This window comes from Vibrio sp. SCSIO 43155 (assembly GCF_023716605.1).
Classification (GTDB): domain Bacteria; phylum Pseudomonadota; class Gammaproteobacteria; order Enterobacterales; family Vibrionaceae; genus Vibrio; species Vibrio harveyi.
Window position 1 is genome coordinate 223,067 of record NZ_CP071853.1, and the last position, 15,447, is coordinate 238,513.

A 15,447-nucleotide genomic window follows, 5' to 3' on the forward strand; every position below is an offset into this window, starting at 1 on the left:
GGTGATGAGAGGCAGGTTTTAAATTGCCAATGGCATTTCGTTTGAATGGTCGTGCTTGCGATTAACCCAACGTAGACCAAGCATGGCGATGATCGACATTGTCATCATTAGGCAGCCAAGTGGCATTTGGTCTTGCGCTGGGAAGAAGGAAGCCAATAGCGTTGCGATGCCTGCGCCTAGGTTTTGCATACCACCCAAAATGGCACCGCCAGTGCCTGCGTGGTATGGGAATGGTGAAAGTGCGCCGGTAGTTGCCGCTGGGAACAAAATGCCTGCACCCAAGAAGTAAATGGTTGCACCGCCAATCAGAGTCAACGCCGTTGTTAGACCAAACAGACCCGGAATCAATACCACTGCTGAGCCAATTAAGATAGCCACTAGACCAACATTCAAAGCACGGCGCTCAGAACGGCGTTGTGCAATATAGCTCGATAGACCAGCACCGACTAAGTAACCCGGTATCGGCAAGACAAATAGCAAGCTGACCGTGGTTGCTGGCAAGCCAAGTACACCACCCAACAACACACCTGCTGCTGCTTCAAATACTGCAACGCCTGCAAACGTGGCAACCAATACCAATAAGAAGCCTTGGAAGCGTTTGTCTGATAGTACGAACTTGTAGCTCTTCGCAACAGATTCATGTTTGCGGCGCTCTTTAGGCAAGGTTTCCATCATGCTTGTCATCATGGTGATCACAACGGCAATACCGAATAACGCAAGAAATAGGTAGCTAGATCGCCAGCCGAATGCTTCGGTTAGATAACCGCCCAATACTGGTGCGATCAATGGCGAAAAAATCACACACATACTGATCAAGCTGTTTGCGCGGTGCAGTTCAGCGCCCTCAAAGCAGTCACGAGTCAGTGTTCGAGACATAGCTCCACCGCAGCCAATACCCAAACCTTGAATGAAGCTGCCTGCTAGAAACCATTCGTACTCATGAGCAAACAGCGCTACCAAAGTACCAAGAATGTAGATGATCAAACCCGCAATGATGATTGGCTTACGACCAAGGCGATCAGAAAGCGTGCCGTATACAAACTGCGATAGACCGTAAGGGATCAGGTAACACGCCATCACAGCTTGAAGTGAAGACGCTGATACCAAGAACTCACCCGCCATATGACCGATAGAAGGCACGTACATCGTTTGAGTCATTTGACCTACGGCAGTCAGAATTGCGATTAAAAAGGTAAGTTTCGCTAATGGAAACGAGGCGGACATTTGCGTATCTCTCCAGAAATTTAAGACGTAAAAAGCCTTAGCGCTCCATATAGGAGAGCCAAATAAACAAAGTAATTAGGGAATCTAGGCGCGAGATATTAGAGCTTGAGTGCGGACTTAGCAATCAAAAAGTGTGAAGTTGAGCAAGATAAAAATCTATGATTTGGATTAGAAAATCTAATCTATTTTTGTTGGATGATGAAAACGAAAAAGGGAGCCGAAGCTCCCCTTGAAATACTGCGCTCATTTAGAACAACTTTCGTTATTCGCGACCTGAAGCGTAGGCGTAAAGCAACTCAAGTGCGATAGTTGCGCCAGCCAAGGCCGTTACATCGCTGTGGTCGTAAGGAGGTGAGACTTCCACCACGTCCATACCTACGATGTTCATGCCAGCGAAACCACGGATGATCTTCAGAATTTTATCTGAGTTCAGGCCGCCACAAACTGGTGTACCTGTACCCGGTGCAAACGCCGGATCCAGACAGTCGATGTCAAAAGTGACATACACTGGCTTATCCGCAACCGTGCGACGAATCTCTGCCAGTATCTCTTCTACCGACATGTCGTTTGCTTGCATCGCGTTGATGACATTGAAGCCATGATCTTGTTGGTCATATTCAGTACGAATACCAATTTGAACTGAGTTCTTCGCAGAAATCAGACCTTCTTTTGGCGCATGGTAGAACATAGTTCCGTGGTCGTAAGAACTGCCATTTGCGTAAGTGTCAGTGTGCGCATCGAAGTGAATCAATGCCATTTGACCATGGTGTTTTGCGTAAGCACGTAGGATCGGTAGCGTGATGAAGTGGTCCCCACCCAAGCCTAGCATTGTCTTACCGCTCTTTAGAATCTCACTTGTTGCCGCTTCTAGACGGTAAGTGAAATCTTCCGCGTCACCACAATCGAATACAAGGTCACCTGCGTCGATCACTTTCAATTTATCAAATACGTTGAAGTCCCAAGGGAACTTCTTGCCTTCCCAAGCAAGGTTTACTGACGCACGACGGATCGCATCTGGTCCCATACGCGCACCAGGACGACCAGAAGTCGCCATGTCCAGAGGAACCCCTAGCACCACAACGTCTGCGTCTGCCGATACTGGATTTTTGATGTACGGTCGACGTAGAAACGACATAGAGTTGGAGTAAAGCGAATAATCGGTTTTCGTAAACAAATCATTCATATCAGAAGTCCTCTAAATAGGTGTAGCCTGCCAAACCTTGTTCCAGTTCAGCTAGGATTTGTTCTTGTTCACTGGTTTCAACTCGTTCTGAAACCAATTGTTTGTAATTGTCACGAATCGCATCTACGTCGATGTGAACGTAGCGCATCATGTCTTCTACGCTATCACCTTCGTTGATGTAGCTGATCTCGAATTGACCGTCTTCATCAACATTGACTACTGCACTGTGGGTATCACCAAATAGGTTGTGCATGTCACCAAGGATCTCTTGGTATGCGCCTACTAGGAAGAAGCCCATTAGGTACGGTTTGTCGTTGCTCCATGCTGGTACTGGTAGCGTGCTCTCAATGCCTTGACCATCAACATAGTGATCAATCGCGCCATCGGAGTCACAAGTGATGTCCAACATCACCGCACGACGCTCTTCCACATCCCCAAGACCAGAAAGCGGTAAAACAGGGAATACCTGATCAATACCCCATGCGTCTGGTAGGGATTGGAAAAGAGAGAAGTTCACGAAGAACTTGTCCGCAAGACGTTCGCTCAACTCATCCAAAATAGGACGGTGGAAACGGTTCTTGGTACTCATTTGACGACTTAGCTCGAAGTAAATACGCAGAGACAGTTGTTCTGCCCACGCACGTTGCTCAAGGTTCAGTACGCCAGTAGCGAATTGCGAGTGAACCTCGGCCAAATCGCTTTGGGTATCATTGTAAATTTCAATTAATGCACGTGCATCGGTACCATCCTGCAGGTTTTCCCAACTACGCCACATGTTTTGTAGCAAGATTGGTGCATCTTCTGCAGGTTCGAATACTTCTTCCGGCTGGTATGTTTCAGTACCAATGACGTTAGAAATCAACACAGCGTGATGAGCGGTTAGAGAACGACCCGATTCAGAGATGATCACTGGCATCGGTTGGTCGTAGTGCTGACAGACATCACCGACCGTATTCACGATGTTACGCGCATATTCTGCAAGACCGTAGTTCATCGAGTTCGCAGATTGGCTGCGTGTGCCGTCGTAGTCTACTGCTAAACCGCCGCCAACATCGAAGTAATCAATGTTTGCACCCATGGCACGTAATTCACAGTAGAAACGTGCGGATTCATTCACACCATTGCGTACGTCACGGATGTTTGCCATCTGTGAGCCAAGGTGAAAGTGAACCAATTGCATGGTATCCAGCTTGTCTTCGTGTTTTAGACGATCAATCACGCTCAATACTTGTGATGCCGATAGACCGAACTTCGATTTCTCACCGCCGCTTGCTTGCCACTTACCTGCACCTTGAGATGCAAGGCGGATACGCAAGCCAAGACGTGGAGTTACACCCAAGCTTTTCGCTTCTTCAAGTACTAGATCAAGCTCAGATAGCTTCTCTAGTACGATAAATACTTTGTGACCTAGCTTTTCACCGATCAGTGCTAGACGCACATATTCACGGTCTTTGTAGCCATTACACACGATCACGGAGCTGCCTTGTTGAGCCAATGCCAGTACCGCCAATAGTTCTGGCTTGCTGCCTGCCTCTAGACCCAGCTGTTTATTTTCTAGCTGCGCTTGGCTCGCTAAGATTTCATCAACCACTTCACGCTGTTGGTTTACTTTAATTGGGTATACCAACAGGTATTTGTTTGGATATTGGTATTCTTCAATTGCTTGGTTGAAAGCTTGGCAAATGCCATGCACGCGTTGGTGCACGATTTGCGGGAAGCGCACTAGCACAGGCAGGTTCAACTGCTTAGCTTCTAGCTCTTTTACAATCGCACTGAAAGGGATTTGGTGTGCACGGTCACTACGAGGAGATACGTAAACCTCGCCTTGGTCATCAATTCCGTAGAAGCCTTGGCTCCAGTAGTGAACGTTGTAGTCCGCGCGGATGCGGTCTAATTTAGTTGCTTTTTCCAACTCGATTCTCACAAAAATGTATTTAAACCCTCGCTGAAATAGGAGGAGGAAATACAAAAAAGCAAATCATGAGGCGCTAACCTCATACCCTGACACGAACTCCGTGTGCGCGCATTAACGGATAAAACCCAATCAGAGTCTAATGATTAAAATTTGTTCTTTCGATTAACAACTGTTGTCGAGTCGCGGTGTAAACATTTATTTAACAGAGTGTCCATTCTGCTGTTATAGTTGGTCTGACCAGTAAGGATTTGGTCGCAGAAAAACAAGAATAAAGACCCAACAAAACAAGGATATGTTTTGCAGCTGCATAGAATTCAGGGATACATCCAAACCATGTATCTCGCCGAGTATCCAGACAAGTTAATGTTGCTTGATGGCGCCAGTCGAGCCGATATTCCACACCTCAAAGATTTTATTGAGCATCAGCTTAATCGTTCGTTCACCGACTTAAAAATGGTGGTGGTCACGCATATGCATCCTGACCATGCGGGGGCTGCGCACAAGTTGCGAGAGCTTACGGGGTGCCAGATCTTAGCTGCGAAACGAGACACTCATTGGTATGGCGGCTTTGATGGTTGGTTGATGCATTTGACCGATTTGATTTTGGCGCGTTGGATGGCGAATCGAATGCGTAAACCAAAGCGGAATCTATGGTATTCGCGAAAACTAAGACCAGATATTGAGCTGGTGGATGGTGACGCCGTGCCTGGATTTTCTGATTGGCAAGTATTGGAAACCCCCGGACATACTGATAGAGACTTATCGGTTTTTCATGCTGAGCAGAATGTGCTTTATGTCGCGGATTTAATGGTGCAGGTAAAAAGTCATTTGATTGCGCCGTTTCCTATCTTTCATCCCAACCAATATCGTCGGTCGTTAAAGCGAGTTTTTGAGATGAACCCGAGTTGTTTATTGGCCGCACATGGTGGTGAAGTTGAGTTTGATGAAGATGCTTATCAACACATCATCAACACCGCGCCGGTTAGACCCATTACGCATTGGCGAGTGACGAAGATAAAACTTAAAGGGTTAATGCGCTCTGTACTGAGAAGTAAGAATATGAAAGAGGAGAATGGCGAAAAGGACAGAAGAGCCAGATGAGCGACCACGGAGTTCGCTCATCTGAAGCTACGGGGATTATGGAGCCAATAAGTGAGATTGGCTCGGGTCTACCAGAACTTTGTCTGCCATACCCTGACGACCTAGCAACATCATGTAGGTCATCTTTTCACGGTTAGTCAGCGTGATGTCGATAGGCCACTCTTGGTCGCCCATGCGTAGCATCGTTGTGATCACGCAGCGGTGTTCGAACGTTCCGTTTGATGATTTCACCTTGCGGTTCGCCTTCAGTGGAGCTTTACAGCGAACCACTTGTTCTAAGTGGTAAACATCTGGGTGTAGATCGAATTCTACGTATGACTGACCGTCTTGCTCAGTGCACTCTAGATTATCTACGTGCAGAGAAGAAGTCTGTGCGCCTGTATCAATACGCGCTTCAAGGTGAGTAATCCCTAACTCAGGTAAGCAAATTGCTTCGGCGTTCCCAATGATCATTTTCTGATTCATAGTGTCATCCTAGCGATGAGTGATAAAGAGAGCCTAGTCTATAGGCTCCCACTCAAACAATTATCAGCCTTTACCGCGAGTACGGTTAGCGTTTGGTTTTGCGTTCTTCTCGATGAAGTCGAAGATCATACCTGCAACGTCTTTATCTGTTGCAGTTTCGATACCTTCAAGACCCGGAGAAGAGTTCACTTCCATCACAACAGGACCGTTTTTCGATTGAAGAATATCAACACCACATAGGTTTAGACCCATGACTTTCGCTGCGTTGATTGCGGTTGCACGCTCTTCTTTGGTTAGTTTCACTAGCTGAGCAGAACCTCCGCGGTGAAGGTTAGAGCGGAACTCACCTTCTTTTGCTTGACGTTTCATTGCTGCGATAACCTTGTTACCTACAACGAAGCAGCGGATATCCGCACCATTTGCTTCTTCAATGAACTCTTGCACCATGATGTTCGCTTTTAGACCCATGAATGCTTCGATAACGCTTTCTGCCGCTTTCGTTGTTTCAGCAAGTACAACACCGATACCTTGAGTGCCTTCAAGTAGCTTGATAACCAATGGTGCGCCACCAACGTTTTTGATCACGTCTTGAATGTTATCAGGGTGGTGAGCAAAACCAGTACGAGGCAGACCAATACCTTTGCGTGATAGCAACTGCATAGAGCGTAGCTTGTCACGAGAGCGGCTGATTGCTACTGACTCGTTCACACAGAATGTGCCCATCATTTCAAACTGACGTACAACCGCAGTTCCGTAGAAAGTGATAGATGCACCAATGCGAGGAATAACCGCGTCATACTTTGGCAATTCTTCACCCATGTAACGAATCTTAGGGTTGTTACTCGTAATATCCATATAACAGTGCAGAGTATCGATCACATCAACTTGATGTCCGCGCTCTTCACCCGCCTGCTTTAGGCGCATGGTTGAATATAGATTCTCATTACGAGAAAGAATAGCAATACGCATGGCAATTCCTTAGTAAGTCAGTACCAAATTAAAAATACAAATATAGAGTATAGTGAGTGGGTTTAATTGATGTGACAGAATCCACTCGCTTCAACGATTTAGAATTGTGGTTGGACAACCACGTCGTCAGAGGTGCGCACCTTAGGGCGTTTTCTCATGAGATGAAAACGAAAAAATATCGTCGATACGACAAAAATAATTTATCGAACTCTCGCGCCTTGCTGTGTGCGACTGTCAAGGACGAGAAAAAGAAAATTGAGTCAAAAATTCATCATTTTTCGATGTGAGAAAACTAAAAAAAGCGGCTATTTGACCGCTTTATTTTAGTTGTTTTTATAGTGACTTAAGAAGAGTTCAGCCGTTTGGGTGGCTAGCGCTCTGGACTCTTCTTCTGTTAAAGAAGCACGCATCCCCATTAACTGTGGCCAGAATGCACTGCCTTTAAGTAAGTTATGTAGCTGAATGCTTGCCACATCCACATCTTCGATCTTAAGCGCGCCGTTTTGGGCATGTTCGGTGAGCCAACGATGTAACGCGGTTTCTTGTTTTGACATGCGTTCAGCTTGTTCTTTGAGATCTTCCGGCTTAAACAAAAAGTGTCCAAACGCGACTTTTGCTAATTCAATATAGTTAGGTTCCGTCACGACGACGATCTCACTGTAGAGCAATTCAATCAATTGCTGTTTCAGCGGCAGTGTGGGTAAACGTTCAATATCGCTGTCCATCATTGATGAGCGCCAAAGCTCCGTCAGCAACTCGGTCACGATCGCCTCTTTAGAAGGGAAGTGATTATAGACGGTTCGCTTTGACACTTGAGCGATTGAAGACAGCTTATCCATGCTGGTGTTTTGCACCCCAAATTCTTGAAACGCTTGTTTCGCCGCGCAGAGAATCGCTTCTCTTTTGGTCTCGCTACGACTTTTTCTTTTTACATTCATAAACTTGTTAAGTTAGGAAGATCATTTCTGGATCTATTTTACACTAAGTAGTTTACTTTTGATAATTTGAATGTAAACTGCACCGTGTAGTTTACTTTTGTTCGAGTTTACTTTTTATGAAAAAAACTTTGCTAGCCACAGTAGGAGCGTTCGCGATGGGTACATCAATGATTTCTTGTTCTAATGTTGATACTGAAAAAGCGCCAACATACCCGGACAAATTTGCAAACACCGAGTTGGAATACAAAAGCAGTTTGGGCGATATGTTCGGTATCATGAAAGCTTATTTCACAACTGAACGTGCGAATCCAACCCCAACAATTGAAATTCCAGTGCATGCGATGACTGCGAATCAACTGTTAGAAGAGCAAGATGACGTTATCTACCGTTTGGGTCACTCAAGCGTATTAATGAAGCTCGATGGCAAATTGGTGATGACTGACCCTGTCTTTAGTGACCGAGCATCTCCTGTCCAATGGGCAGGACCAAAGCGTTTCCACCAAACACCAATCACTTTGCAAGATTTGCCAAGTATCGATGTCGTGGTGATCAGCCATGACCATTACGATCATCTAGATAAAGCCTCGATTAAAGAGCTTGGTGACAAGGTTGGAACTTTCTTGGTGCCTTTGAAAGTGGGGCAATTACTGGTGAACTGGGGCGTGCCTAAGGAAAGAGTGGTCGAGCTAGATTGGTGGGAGTCACATTCTGTCGACGGTATTGAATATACACTGACTCCGACTCAGCACTTCTCTGGTCGAGGTTTGACAGACCGCGATACGACGCTGTGGGGCAGTTGGGTTATCAACGCACAGCAAAATAAAGTGTTCTTTAGCGGTGATTCAGGTTACTTCAATGGCTTTAAAGAGATTGGTGAAAGGTACGGTCCATTCGATTTCACAATGATTGAAACGGGCGCATACAATGACCTTTGGTCAGATATTCACATGTTCCCGGAGCAGAGTGTCCAGGCACACATTGATGTGCAGGGTAAAGTGATGATGCCAATTCATAACAGTACATTTGATTTGTCAATGCACGATTGGAATGAACCAATGCAACGTGCGTTAGACATCAGTGAAGAACGTGGTGTGACTTTAGTTAGCCCTGAGATTGGGCAACGTTTGGCGCTTGCTGAGCCTCAGCCAGTTAAGGCGTGGTGGCAATAATTGCCGAGCTAAACAGCCAAACAGTTGAATAGTTAAGCCACTTATTAGTAGTTACTTGGTAGTAGTTACGTGGTCAGGGATAAGGATAAAGCTATGATGAAAGCAAAGTGGTCGTTGCTACTTACATTAAGTATTCTGCCTACCTTTGCATTAGCAGAGGTAGAGGAAGATATCTCGACGTTGATAAAACGAGTTGAGCAATCCTCTTGCACCTTTATCCGTAACGGCAAGGCGTATACCAATCGCGAGGCGGCAGAACACATGCGCAACAAATGGGATTATGCCAAAGATGACGTTGATTCTGTGGATGTGTTTATAAAAGAGCTGGCGTCAAAGAGTTGGTTATCTGGCAAGCCATATTGGGTGGATTGCCAAGATAAGCGTATTACTAGTGAAGAATGGCTGACATCATTGATGAACAGCAGTACCGATCACATTCAATAAGACCTGCTTGATGGTTTGGTAGCGCAGTGGCAATGTGCGGCTGCGTTTTCTAACCAAAAATAAATCTTCATATACCGGTTGCTTTAATTCGGCGACATATAACTCTTCTCTTAATGCAAAGCTCTCCACCGCACTGCGCGGTAAAACGGTAAAGCCGAGTCCTTTACTCACTGGCAGTAAGATCTGGCTTAACTGGTTGACGTACCCGGATAACGGCATGTCGCTGACTTTGATCTCTTTTAGTAAGGGTTCGGCGCATTGATCGAAAAATAGCGTCATGTAATGTTCAGCATCTGGGTGACCAATCACACCACAGCTTTTCAGTAACTCCGGTGTGAGCGTTTTTCCTCGGTAGGATTTAGGTAAGATCAAACATAAAGTCTCTCGACCAATTTGTTCGCTTTGGAACACGCTTTTATTTGGTGAGTAGGTTACGATGCCCATATCAATTCGACCCTCAGCAACGCCATTAAGAATAGATTGGTTGGGCGCAGCTTCTAGGTGAATCGATAAGCCTGTATGTTGTTTCTGTTTTTCAAGGAGCGGATCAAACAGCATCAAGGCAAGCGCACCAGAGCATGCGAGTTTGCAGTATCCAGCATGTGGATCATCAAAGCTCAAATCTTCTAGTAGGCTTTTTTCTTTTTCTTCAAGTTCTAGCGCGTAGGCATACACCATGCGCCCTTGCTCCGTAAGTTCAAAGCTTTTGTTCTCGCGCTTAATCAATGGATGCTGACAAGCTTGCTCCAGCTTTTTAATGTGCTGGCTGACACCGGGTTGAGTCATATAAAGCTTTTCTGCCGTCTGCGTAAAGTGACCGACTTCAACTAGTGTTTTGAATGTGTGTAACCAAACTGGATTCAGCATAGGGCGTCGTTTGCTCGATGTTTATTAAAGAAAGCGTCTATCAGAGAATGAATCTGCTAAAGAAATTGCTGAAATAATAGCATGATGCAAGACCGAACGTAGAGAGGAGCATAAATGACGGGCAAAATAAAACCCCGCCTAGTTTCCCAGACGGGGCTTATTCTTTTTCGCAGCAATCCGGCTACTAATAGGTGCTCCCTGCATCTATCCTTGATTGTGGCTAAGTCCTTTAACCGAGTTCCTTGTTCATCGCCTTCCTAGCGGTGTCCATTCTTGCCTATCATCCTGACGGGCGAACTCTATCCTAGAGCTTAACTACATCCTTGCTGATAACTCATCCTAAGCTACCAAATCTTCATCCTGAAGATACCCAATCCTTTAGGCTTTTTTCCTGTTCCCGCCAACATCCTGTCGACATGTTTAGTATTGTTGTTTTGCTGATTACTCTCAATCAGCTAGGTAAAAAAACTTTGGCAGCGAATATTGCTTAAAAAAGGATAATTAATAATTTTCAATTAGTTAGGTTTATTGGTTGATTTGTTCTTAGTCAAAAATGGTCTTTTTACTTACATCGCTTGTGAGAGATCTCGCACAAGGTGTCGAGCGAATGTACGAATCGGTGTCTTTTTCGTCTTGTTTAAGAGTTTGCTCAAGATCACAACTCGAGTTGTAGCCATAAGATTTAGCGACAGTGTCGGATGAAATTCCCATCTCTTTTACTGCAAATATTGCCCATTCATCACGAGTTTTCTGCATGATCTGACGCAGCTTAGTTTTGAAATTACTCATAACAGCTCCTTGGTTAGCCTTCTTTTCAACGCAAGGATAAGGAACGTGACGGAGCTAAGTTGATAGTATACCGCTCAATATCAATACTATTGAGGCGTAGTAAAGAATGTGTCGGTAATACTGATATTATTTGCGCGTATAACAATACTATCTTGTGGAGTGACAAATGGCGCACATCGAAAAAGTACCGCAGAGACCTGGCTTTTCTTGGCGCTATCGTCGTATTGATGAGCCTAAAAAGGAGTATGACTTCCATTTTCATGATGATGTGTACGAGTTAGTCATTCATCGACACTTTTCTGGAACTCTGCACATTGGTCATCACGAGTTGGAAGTGACCCACAATCAAATGTTATTGATTGCGCCGGGTGTTCCTCATTCTATTCATTCCACGTTGGTAGAAAATAACTGTGAAACCCATGTAATTTGGTTTAAGCGTGAGTGGATTGCCAATCTGATGTTTTATTGCACGGAACTGCGCAAACTCGCTCCGTTGCTCAAGGCAGCAAATAAAGGAGTAGTGTTCTCTGAGCGAACTGCTCAACAAGTTGTAGAGCTTCTTCAAGAGTTGATGAAAGTACCTGCGATGGAGCAACTAGCTCGCTTTATTCATGTACTTTCGTTACTTGCGCATGATGAAGCAGCCAAAACACTGATGACGCATTCTTATCTCTCGATGAGTGAACATGAGCAACAAGAAAGAGAGCGTGTTGCTAAGGTGAGCGCGTATCTAGAACAACACTTCGCTCGCAAGATAACACTTGCCGATCTCGCTAATGATTTATCGTTGAGTGAAAGTGCGGTGACTCGTCTGTTTAAAAAGCATTTTAAAGAACCCTTTAGCCAACGCTTGATGAAACTGCGTATTAACCATGCTGCCGACTTGCTGCAGTCAACAGAGTTGCCCATTGGCATTGTGTTTGAGCGAGTAGGGTATCGCAATCAAGCTTTGTTTAATCGCCATTTTAAAACCTACAAGGGGCTGACTCCGCGAGACTACCGACAACATTACCAGCAGCGAATCCAACCTTAGCTTGAGCACATGCGTGGTATCGTTATGCGCAACTGGTATATTAATTGCTAGGCTATTCGAGAATCATTATTAAGATTCAATGACAGATGGAATAGGGAACTTGATTGCCATTAATCTGTCATATTCAGTGGATAGGTTAACCCTTGCCATACGATAAAACACAGTCGAACTGTTCAAAAATTGACTGCAACATGGCGTGTTTTGTCATTATGTTGTGAAATCAATCACGGTTAATTTATTCGTTCCCCGATAGATTGGAGGGGAAAACAACCTTAGACAATAAGCTCATGATGAGCGCTACCTATATAGATGAGGGAGATTGCTATGAAAAAGATGAGAAAAGCACAGTTGCATCGTGTACGTATCCAATACTGGAAAGACACAAAAACTGACGCTAGCAAAAAAGCATAGTTAACCACACTCGTGACACTGAGCTGGCAATGGACGGATAACCTTCCATAAAATGCCAGCTCTAAAATTATCTAAAACTGCCATTATTTCTCGCTCACCACATTTTCCAGATATCTACGTATCCCCAAATACCAAGATACTCCCAAAGACTAACGGTTCCAAGCCATCAAAGTGGTTCGCGCTTCCGGTTCTCAGTACTTCAGAAATTCACGGCTTCTAAACGCAAAAAAGCCAGTCCGAGGACCAGCTTTCTCATTACTTGCTCAATTCTGTTTATTACAGAGTGACCCTGCAATTACAGGTAGTTTGCGTCAACCAATTCGCCTGCTTTCGCGCTGCTTACTTCTGGGCGAGCTTCTAGCCAAGCGACAACTTGTGCTTTTTGCTCTTCTGTCGCGCTGCCGTAACGCTCAGTTGAACATAGGAAACCTTCAAACAGTTCTAGACCGCCGCCGCCGAAGCACAGATCTAGACCATCAATGTAGTCGATAAACTCATCTACGAATGCATCGTAACGGTCGAAGTCGTTGATGTCTGTTTCACAGCTGATTTCAAAACCTAGGATTGCGAATTCACCTAGGAATAGCTTTTTACGCAGACGACGATTTTTGTTATCGATTTTATCTAGTTTCATGATTATCTCTCGTGGATGATTTGAGTACACCTTATACCCCCAAATCTGGCTTAGCCCAAGCAAAATCGGGAGTACATAGAATAGATGTGTGTTTTATAACATTTTCTAAACACAAAGTTCATAAAGATAGACTAGTTCTGTCACTTTTCTCTTCCAAACTTCCTCTCGCTCAATGACAACGCTCTGAATCCTGCATCTTGAAGTCACTTGGGTATACAAACCTATAATTCAACCTAACACTGGGAAAGCAACACCATGAGTAAGGAAACCTTCGACGCGACGCGTTACAACCAGAGTAATAACAAGCCTTTTGAAGAAGTACTGGAAGCGAGCCTATCTCGACGCAGTATCCTGAAAGGTGGCCTAGGTATCAGTGCGATGACTGCTTTTGGCGCATTTGGTCTATCTGGGTGCAACTCTTCTAGTTCAGGCACTTCTGCTGGTGGCGGCTCTGGCGTTTCAAGCGCAGTCCTCAATTTTGATTCGATTCCAGGCTCACTGACGGATGCAGTCTCGATTCCGCAAGGTTACGTCGCACAAGTATTGGTGCCATGGGGTACGCCTTTAAACGCAAAAGGTAACGCTTGGAAAGACGACGGCAGCAACACAAGTACCGACCAGCTTAATGCATTGGGTATGCACCACGACGGCATGCACTTTTTCTCGCTAAACGACAGCGACACTGACGGCTTGTTGTGTATCAACCACGAGTACATTGATACCGCAGCTCTGCACCCAAGCGGTCCGACAGCTGTGGGCGGTGTGCGTACTATCGTCGACGAAGTTCGTAAAGAAATTAACGCACATGGTGTCTCTGTGGTTCGCGTTCAACTTGAAGACAACATGTGGAAGTTAGTCGATACCGATCCACTCAACCGCCGTTACACTGGCGCGACAGTCATGGACCTTTCTGGACCTGTCGCGAATACAGAATTGACCGTAACTCGCTTCTCACAAGATGGCAGCCAAGCGCGCGGTACACTGAACAACTGTGGTAATGGTTTTACGCCTTGGGGTACTTACCTAACTTGTGAAGAGAACTGGCCGGGTTACTTCGTTAACGCTGGTGTTCGTACTGAAGAACAAGATCGTATTGGTGTTGATGACACGAGCACTCGTTACCTATGGGAAACGTTAGCGGGGAATACCGAAGAGCGTTTGGACGAATTCACGCGATTCAATGTAGAACCAACAGGCGCAAGCGCATTGGACGATTACCGTAACGAGGCGAACGGCCATGGTTACATTGTTGAAATCGACCCTTACACGCAAAACTCACGTGCGAAGAAGCGTACTGCACTAGGTCGTTTCCGCCATGAAGGCTGTACATTCGGAAAACTTGAAGAAGGCAAACCAGTAGTATTTTACTCTGGTCATGACTCTCGCTTTGAGTACCTATACAAATTTGAATCTGCGGCAGCGTGGGATCCCGCGGATGCTAACTCTGATAACCGCTTGGCGATGGGTGACAAGTACATGGATGAAGGCACGCTGTATGTGGCGCGCTTCAACGAAGACAGCTCTGGTACTTGGTTACCATTAACGCTAGACAGCACGACGGTGTCTGGTGGCACACTCGCAGACAGCTTCAATTCTCTAGCAGAAATCATCTTGAATACGGCGGGTGCAGCTGACCTTGTTGGTGCGACGCCAATGGATCGCCCAGAGTGGTGTACTGTTGACCCGTTCACAGGCTCGGTTTACCTGACGCTAACGAATAACACTAAGCGTACAGAGGAAACTAACCCTGCAAATCCACGTTTGAACAACAAGTTTGGTCACGTAATCCGTTGGGATGAAGGGGAAGCGGCGACAGACTTTACTTGGGATATCTTCGTGTTTGGAGCTCCTGCTAACGGCGATGCGGACACTAACCGTTCCAGCCTGACAGAACTGAATCAATTTGCGAGCCCAGATGGATTGGCGTTTGATCCTCGTGGCATCCTGTGGATTCAAACGGATAACGGCGCAGATGAAGTGACGTCTTACACCAATGACCAAATGCTTGCTGTCGTACCTTCAAAATTGACGGATGAAAACGGTACGCAAGAGGTGATTGGTGCAGAAAACCAAGCTGAGCTGAAGCGTTTCTTTGTTGGTCCTAACGGCTGTGAAGTGACGGGCTTTACCATTAGCCCAGATTACAAGTCTCTGTTCGTGAACATTCAGCACCCAGGCAACTGGCCTTACAGCGACAATGCAGCAGAAGAAACTCCTGCGGGGATGACACTGCGTCCACGTGCCGCGACGGTGGTTATTCGCCGTGAAGACGGTGGTGAAATTGGTGTTTAACCAATAGGTTATA

At 45.6% G+C, this 15,447-nt stretch carries 14 protein-coding genes; 5 read left to right on the forward strand and 9 right to left on the reverse strand.

Going from position 1 to position 15,447, the window contains the following annotated elements:
• Positions 1–18: 18 nt before the first annotated feature.
• The 3 genes from emrD to speA form a co-directional block, all read right to left on the reverse strand.
• Positions 19–1,224 (reverse strand): multidrug efflux MFS transporter EmrD, encoded by a 1,206-nt coding sequence (gene emrD, locus J4N44_RS18060; protein ID WP_085319123.1) that lies wholly within the window; start codon positions 1,222–1,224, stop codon positions 19–21.
• A gap of 262 nt (positions 1,225–1,486) precedes the next feature.
• The gene (gene speB / locus J4N44_RS18065) at positions 1,487–2,407 is read right to left on the reverse strand and encodes an agmatinase (RefSeq protein WP_005432598.1); all 921 of its coding nucleotides are present in this window, start codon (positions 2,405–2,407) and stop codon (positions 1,487–1,489) included.
• A 1-nt stretch (position 2,408) separates the two neighbouring features.
• Entirely contained in the window at positions 2,409–4,319 is a 1,911-nt protein-coding gene (speA, locus tag J4N44_RS18070) for an arginine decarboxylase (protein WP_252045551.1), read from the reverse strand.
• A gap of 336 nt (positions 4,320–4,655) precedes the next feature.
• On the opposite strand from speA, the gene J4N44_RS18075 reads away from it, so the two are divergent.
• Positions 4,656–5,423, forward strand: coding sequence for an MBL fold metallo-hydrolase (locus tag J4N44_RS18075; RefSeq protein ID WP_252045786.1), 768 nt, complete (start codon positions 4,656–4,658; stop codon positions 5,421–5,423).
• A gap of 36 nt (positions 5,424–5,459) precedes the next feature.
• Here J4N44_RS18075 and J4N44_RS18080 read toward each other — a convergent pair whose 3' ends face one another.
• From J4N44_RS18080 to J4N44_RS18090, 3 genes are all read right to left on the reverse strand, one after another.
• Positions 5,460–5,888, reverse strand: coding sequence for an ATP-dependent zinc protease family protein (locus J4N44_RS18080; protein WP_005432588.1), 429 nt, complete (start codon positions 5,886–5,888; stop codon positions 5,460–5,462).
• 63 nt (positions 5,889–5,951) lie between these two features.
• Entirely contained in the window at positions 5,952–6,857 is a 906-nt protein-coding gene (gene rimK / locus J4N44_RS18085; RefSeq protein WP_005453290.1) for a 30S ribosomal protein S6--L-glutamate ligase, read from the reverse strand.
• A 323-nt stretch (positions 6,858–7,180) separates the two neighbouring features.
• Entirely contained in the window at positions 7,181–7,795 is a 615-nt protein-coding gene (locus J4N44_RS18090; protein ID WP_005453294.1) for a TetR/AcrR family transcriptional regulator, read from the reverse strand.
• Between the two features lie 155 nt (positions 7,796–7,950).
• On the opposite strand from J4N44_RS18090, the gene J4N44_RS18095 reads away from it, so the two are divergent.
• Together J4N44_RS18095 and J4N44_RS18100 are read left to right on the forward strand one after the other, a co-directional pair.
• On the forward strand, positions 7,951–8,964 hold the full coding sequence (locus tag J4N44_RS18095) for an MBL fold metallo-hydrolase (RefSeq protein WP_009696856.1): 1,014 nt from the start codon (positions 7,951–7,953) through the stop codon (positions 8,962–8,964).
• Positions 8,965–9,060: 96 nt separating this feature from the next.
• Positions 9,061–9,408 (forward strand): DUF5329 family protein, encoded by a 348-nt coding sequence (locus J4N44_RS18100; protein WP_188052752.1) that lies wholly within the window; start codon positions 9,061–9,063, stop codon positions 9,406–9,408.
• Here the strand turns inward: J4N44_RS18100 and J4N44_RS18105 are convergent.
• Together J4N44_RS18105 and J4N44_RS18110 are read right to left on the reverse strand one after the other, a co-directional pair.
• The gene (locus J4N44_RS18105) at positions 9,373–10,275 is read right to left on the reverse strand and encodes a LysR family transcriptional regulator (RefSeq protein ID WP_009699844.1); all 903 of its coding nucleotides are present in this window, start codon (positions 10,273–10,275) and stop codon (positions 9,373–9,375) included. The two genes, J4N44_RS18100 and J4N44_RS18105, sit on opposite strands and share 36 nt — an antisense overlap.
• A gap of 543 nt (positions 10,276–10,818) precedes the next feature.
• Positions 10,819–11,064: a hypothetical protein gene (locus J4N44_RS18110; RefSeq protein ID WP_005453301.1), complete on the reverse strand. Its 246-nt coding sequence runs from the start codon at positions 11,062–11,064 to the stop codon at positions 10,819–10,821.
• 166 nt (positions 11,065–11,230) lie between these two features.
• Here J4N44_RS18110 and J4N44_RS18115 point away from each other — a divergent pair, with 166 nt between their 5' ends.
• On the forward strand, positions 11,231–12,097 hold the full coding sequence (locus J4N44_RS18115; protein ID WP_252045552.1) for an AraC family transcriptional regulator: 867 nt from the start codon (positions 11,231–11,233) through the stop codon (positions 12,095–12,097).
• Between the two features lie 706 nt (positions 12,098–12,803).
• Here the strand turns inward: J4N44_RS18115 and J4N44_RS18120 are convergent.
• Entirely contained in the window at positions 12,804–13,142 is a 339-nt protein-coding gene (locus J4N44_RS18120; RefSeq protein WP_005453308.1) for a YggL 50S ribosome-binding family protein, read from the reverse strand.
• Between the two features lie 255 nt (positions 13,143–13,397).
• Between J4N44_RS18120 and J4N44_RS18125 the strand changes: the two genes are divergently transcribed.
• Positions 13,398–15,434, forward strand: a complete 2,037-nt coding sequence (locus J4N44_RS18125) for a PhoX family protein (protein ID WP_252045553.1) — start codon at positions 13,398–13,400, stop codon at positions 15,432–15,434.
• The last annotated feature ends 13 nt before the right edge of the window (positions 15,435–15,447 follow it).

Excerpts from the sequence above, each read along its gene's own strand:
- emrD (WP_085319123.1), bottom strand. The coding sequence starts at position 1,224 with ATGTCCGCCTCGTTTCCATTAGCGAAACTTACCTTTTTAATCGCAATT.
- speB (WP_005432598.1), bottom strand. The coding sequence starts at position 2,407 with ATGAATGATTTGTTTACGAAAACCGATTATTCGCTTTACTCCAACTCT.
- J4N44_RS18075 (WP_252045786.1), top strand. The coding sequence starts at position 4,656 with ATGTATCTCGCCGAGTATCCAGACAAGTTAATGTTGCTTGATGGCGCC.
- J4N44_RS18080 (WP_005432588.1), bottom strand. The coding sequence starts at position 5,888 with ATGAATCAGAAAATGATCATTGGGAACGCCGAAGCAATTTGCTTACCT.
- rimK (WP_005453290.1), bottom strand. The coding sequence starts at position 6,857 with ATGCGTATTGCTATTCTTTCTCGTAATGAGAATCTATATTCAACCATG.
- J4N44_RS18090 (WP_005453294.1), bottom strand. The coding sequence starts at position 7,795 with ATGAATGTAAAAAGAAAAAGTCGTAGCGAGACCAAAAGAGAAGCGATT.
- J4N44_RS18095 (WP_009696856.1), top strand. The coding sequence starts at position 7,951 with ATGGGTACATCAATGATTTCTTGTTCTAATGTTGATACTGAAAAAGCG.
- J4N44_RS18100 (WP_188052752.1), top strand. The coding sequence starts at position 9,061 with ATGAAAGCAAAGTGGTCGTTGCTACTTACATTAAGTATTCTGCCTACC.
- J4N44_RS18105 (WP_009699844.1), bottom strand. The coding sequence starts at position 10,275 with ATGCTGAATCCAGTTTGGTTACACACATTCAAAACACTAGTTGAAGTC.
- J4N44_RS18110 (WP_005453301.1), bottom strand. The coding sequence starts at position 11,064 with ATGAGTAATTTCAAAACTAAGCTGCGTCAGATCATGCAGAAAACTCGT.
- J4N44_RS18115 (WP_252045552.1), top strand. The coding sequence starts at position 11,231 with ATGGCGCACATCGAAAAAGTACCGCAGAGACCTGGCTTTTCTTGGCGC.
- J4N44_RS18120 (WP_005453308.1), bottom strand. The coding sequence starts at position 13,142 with ATGAAACTAGATAAAATCGATAACAAAAATCGTCGTCTGCGTAAAAAG.
- J4N44_RS18125 (WP_252045553.1), top strand. The coding sequence starts at position 13,398 with ATGAGTAAGGAAACCTTCGACGCGACGCGTTACAACCAGAGTAATAAC.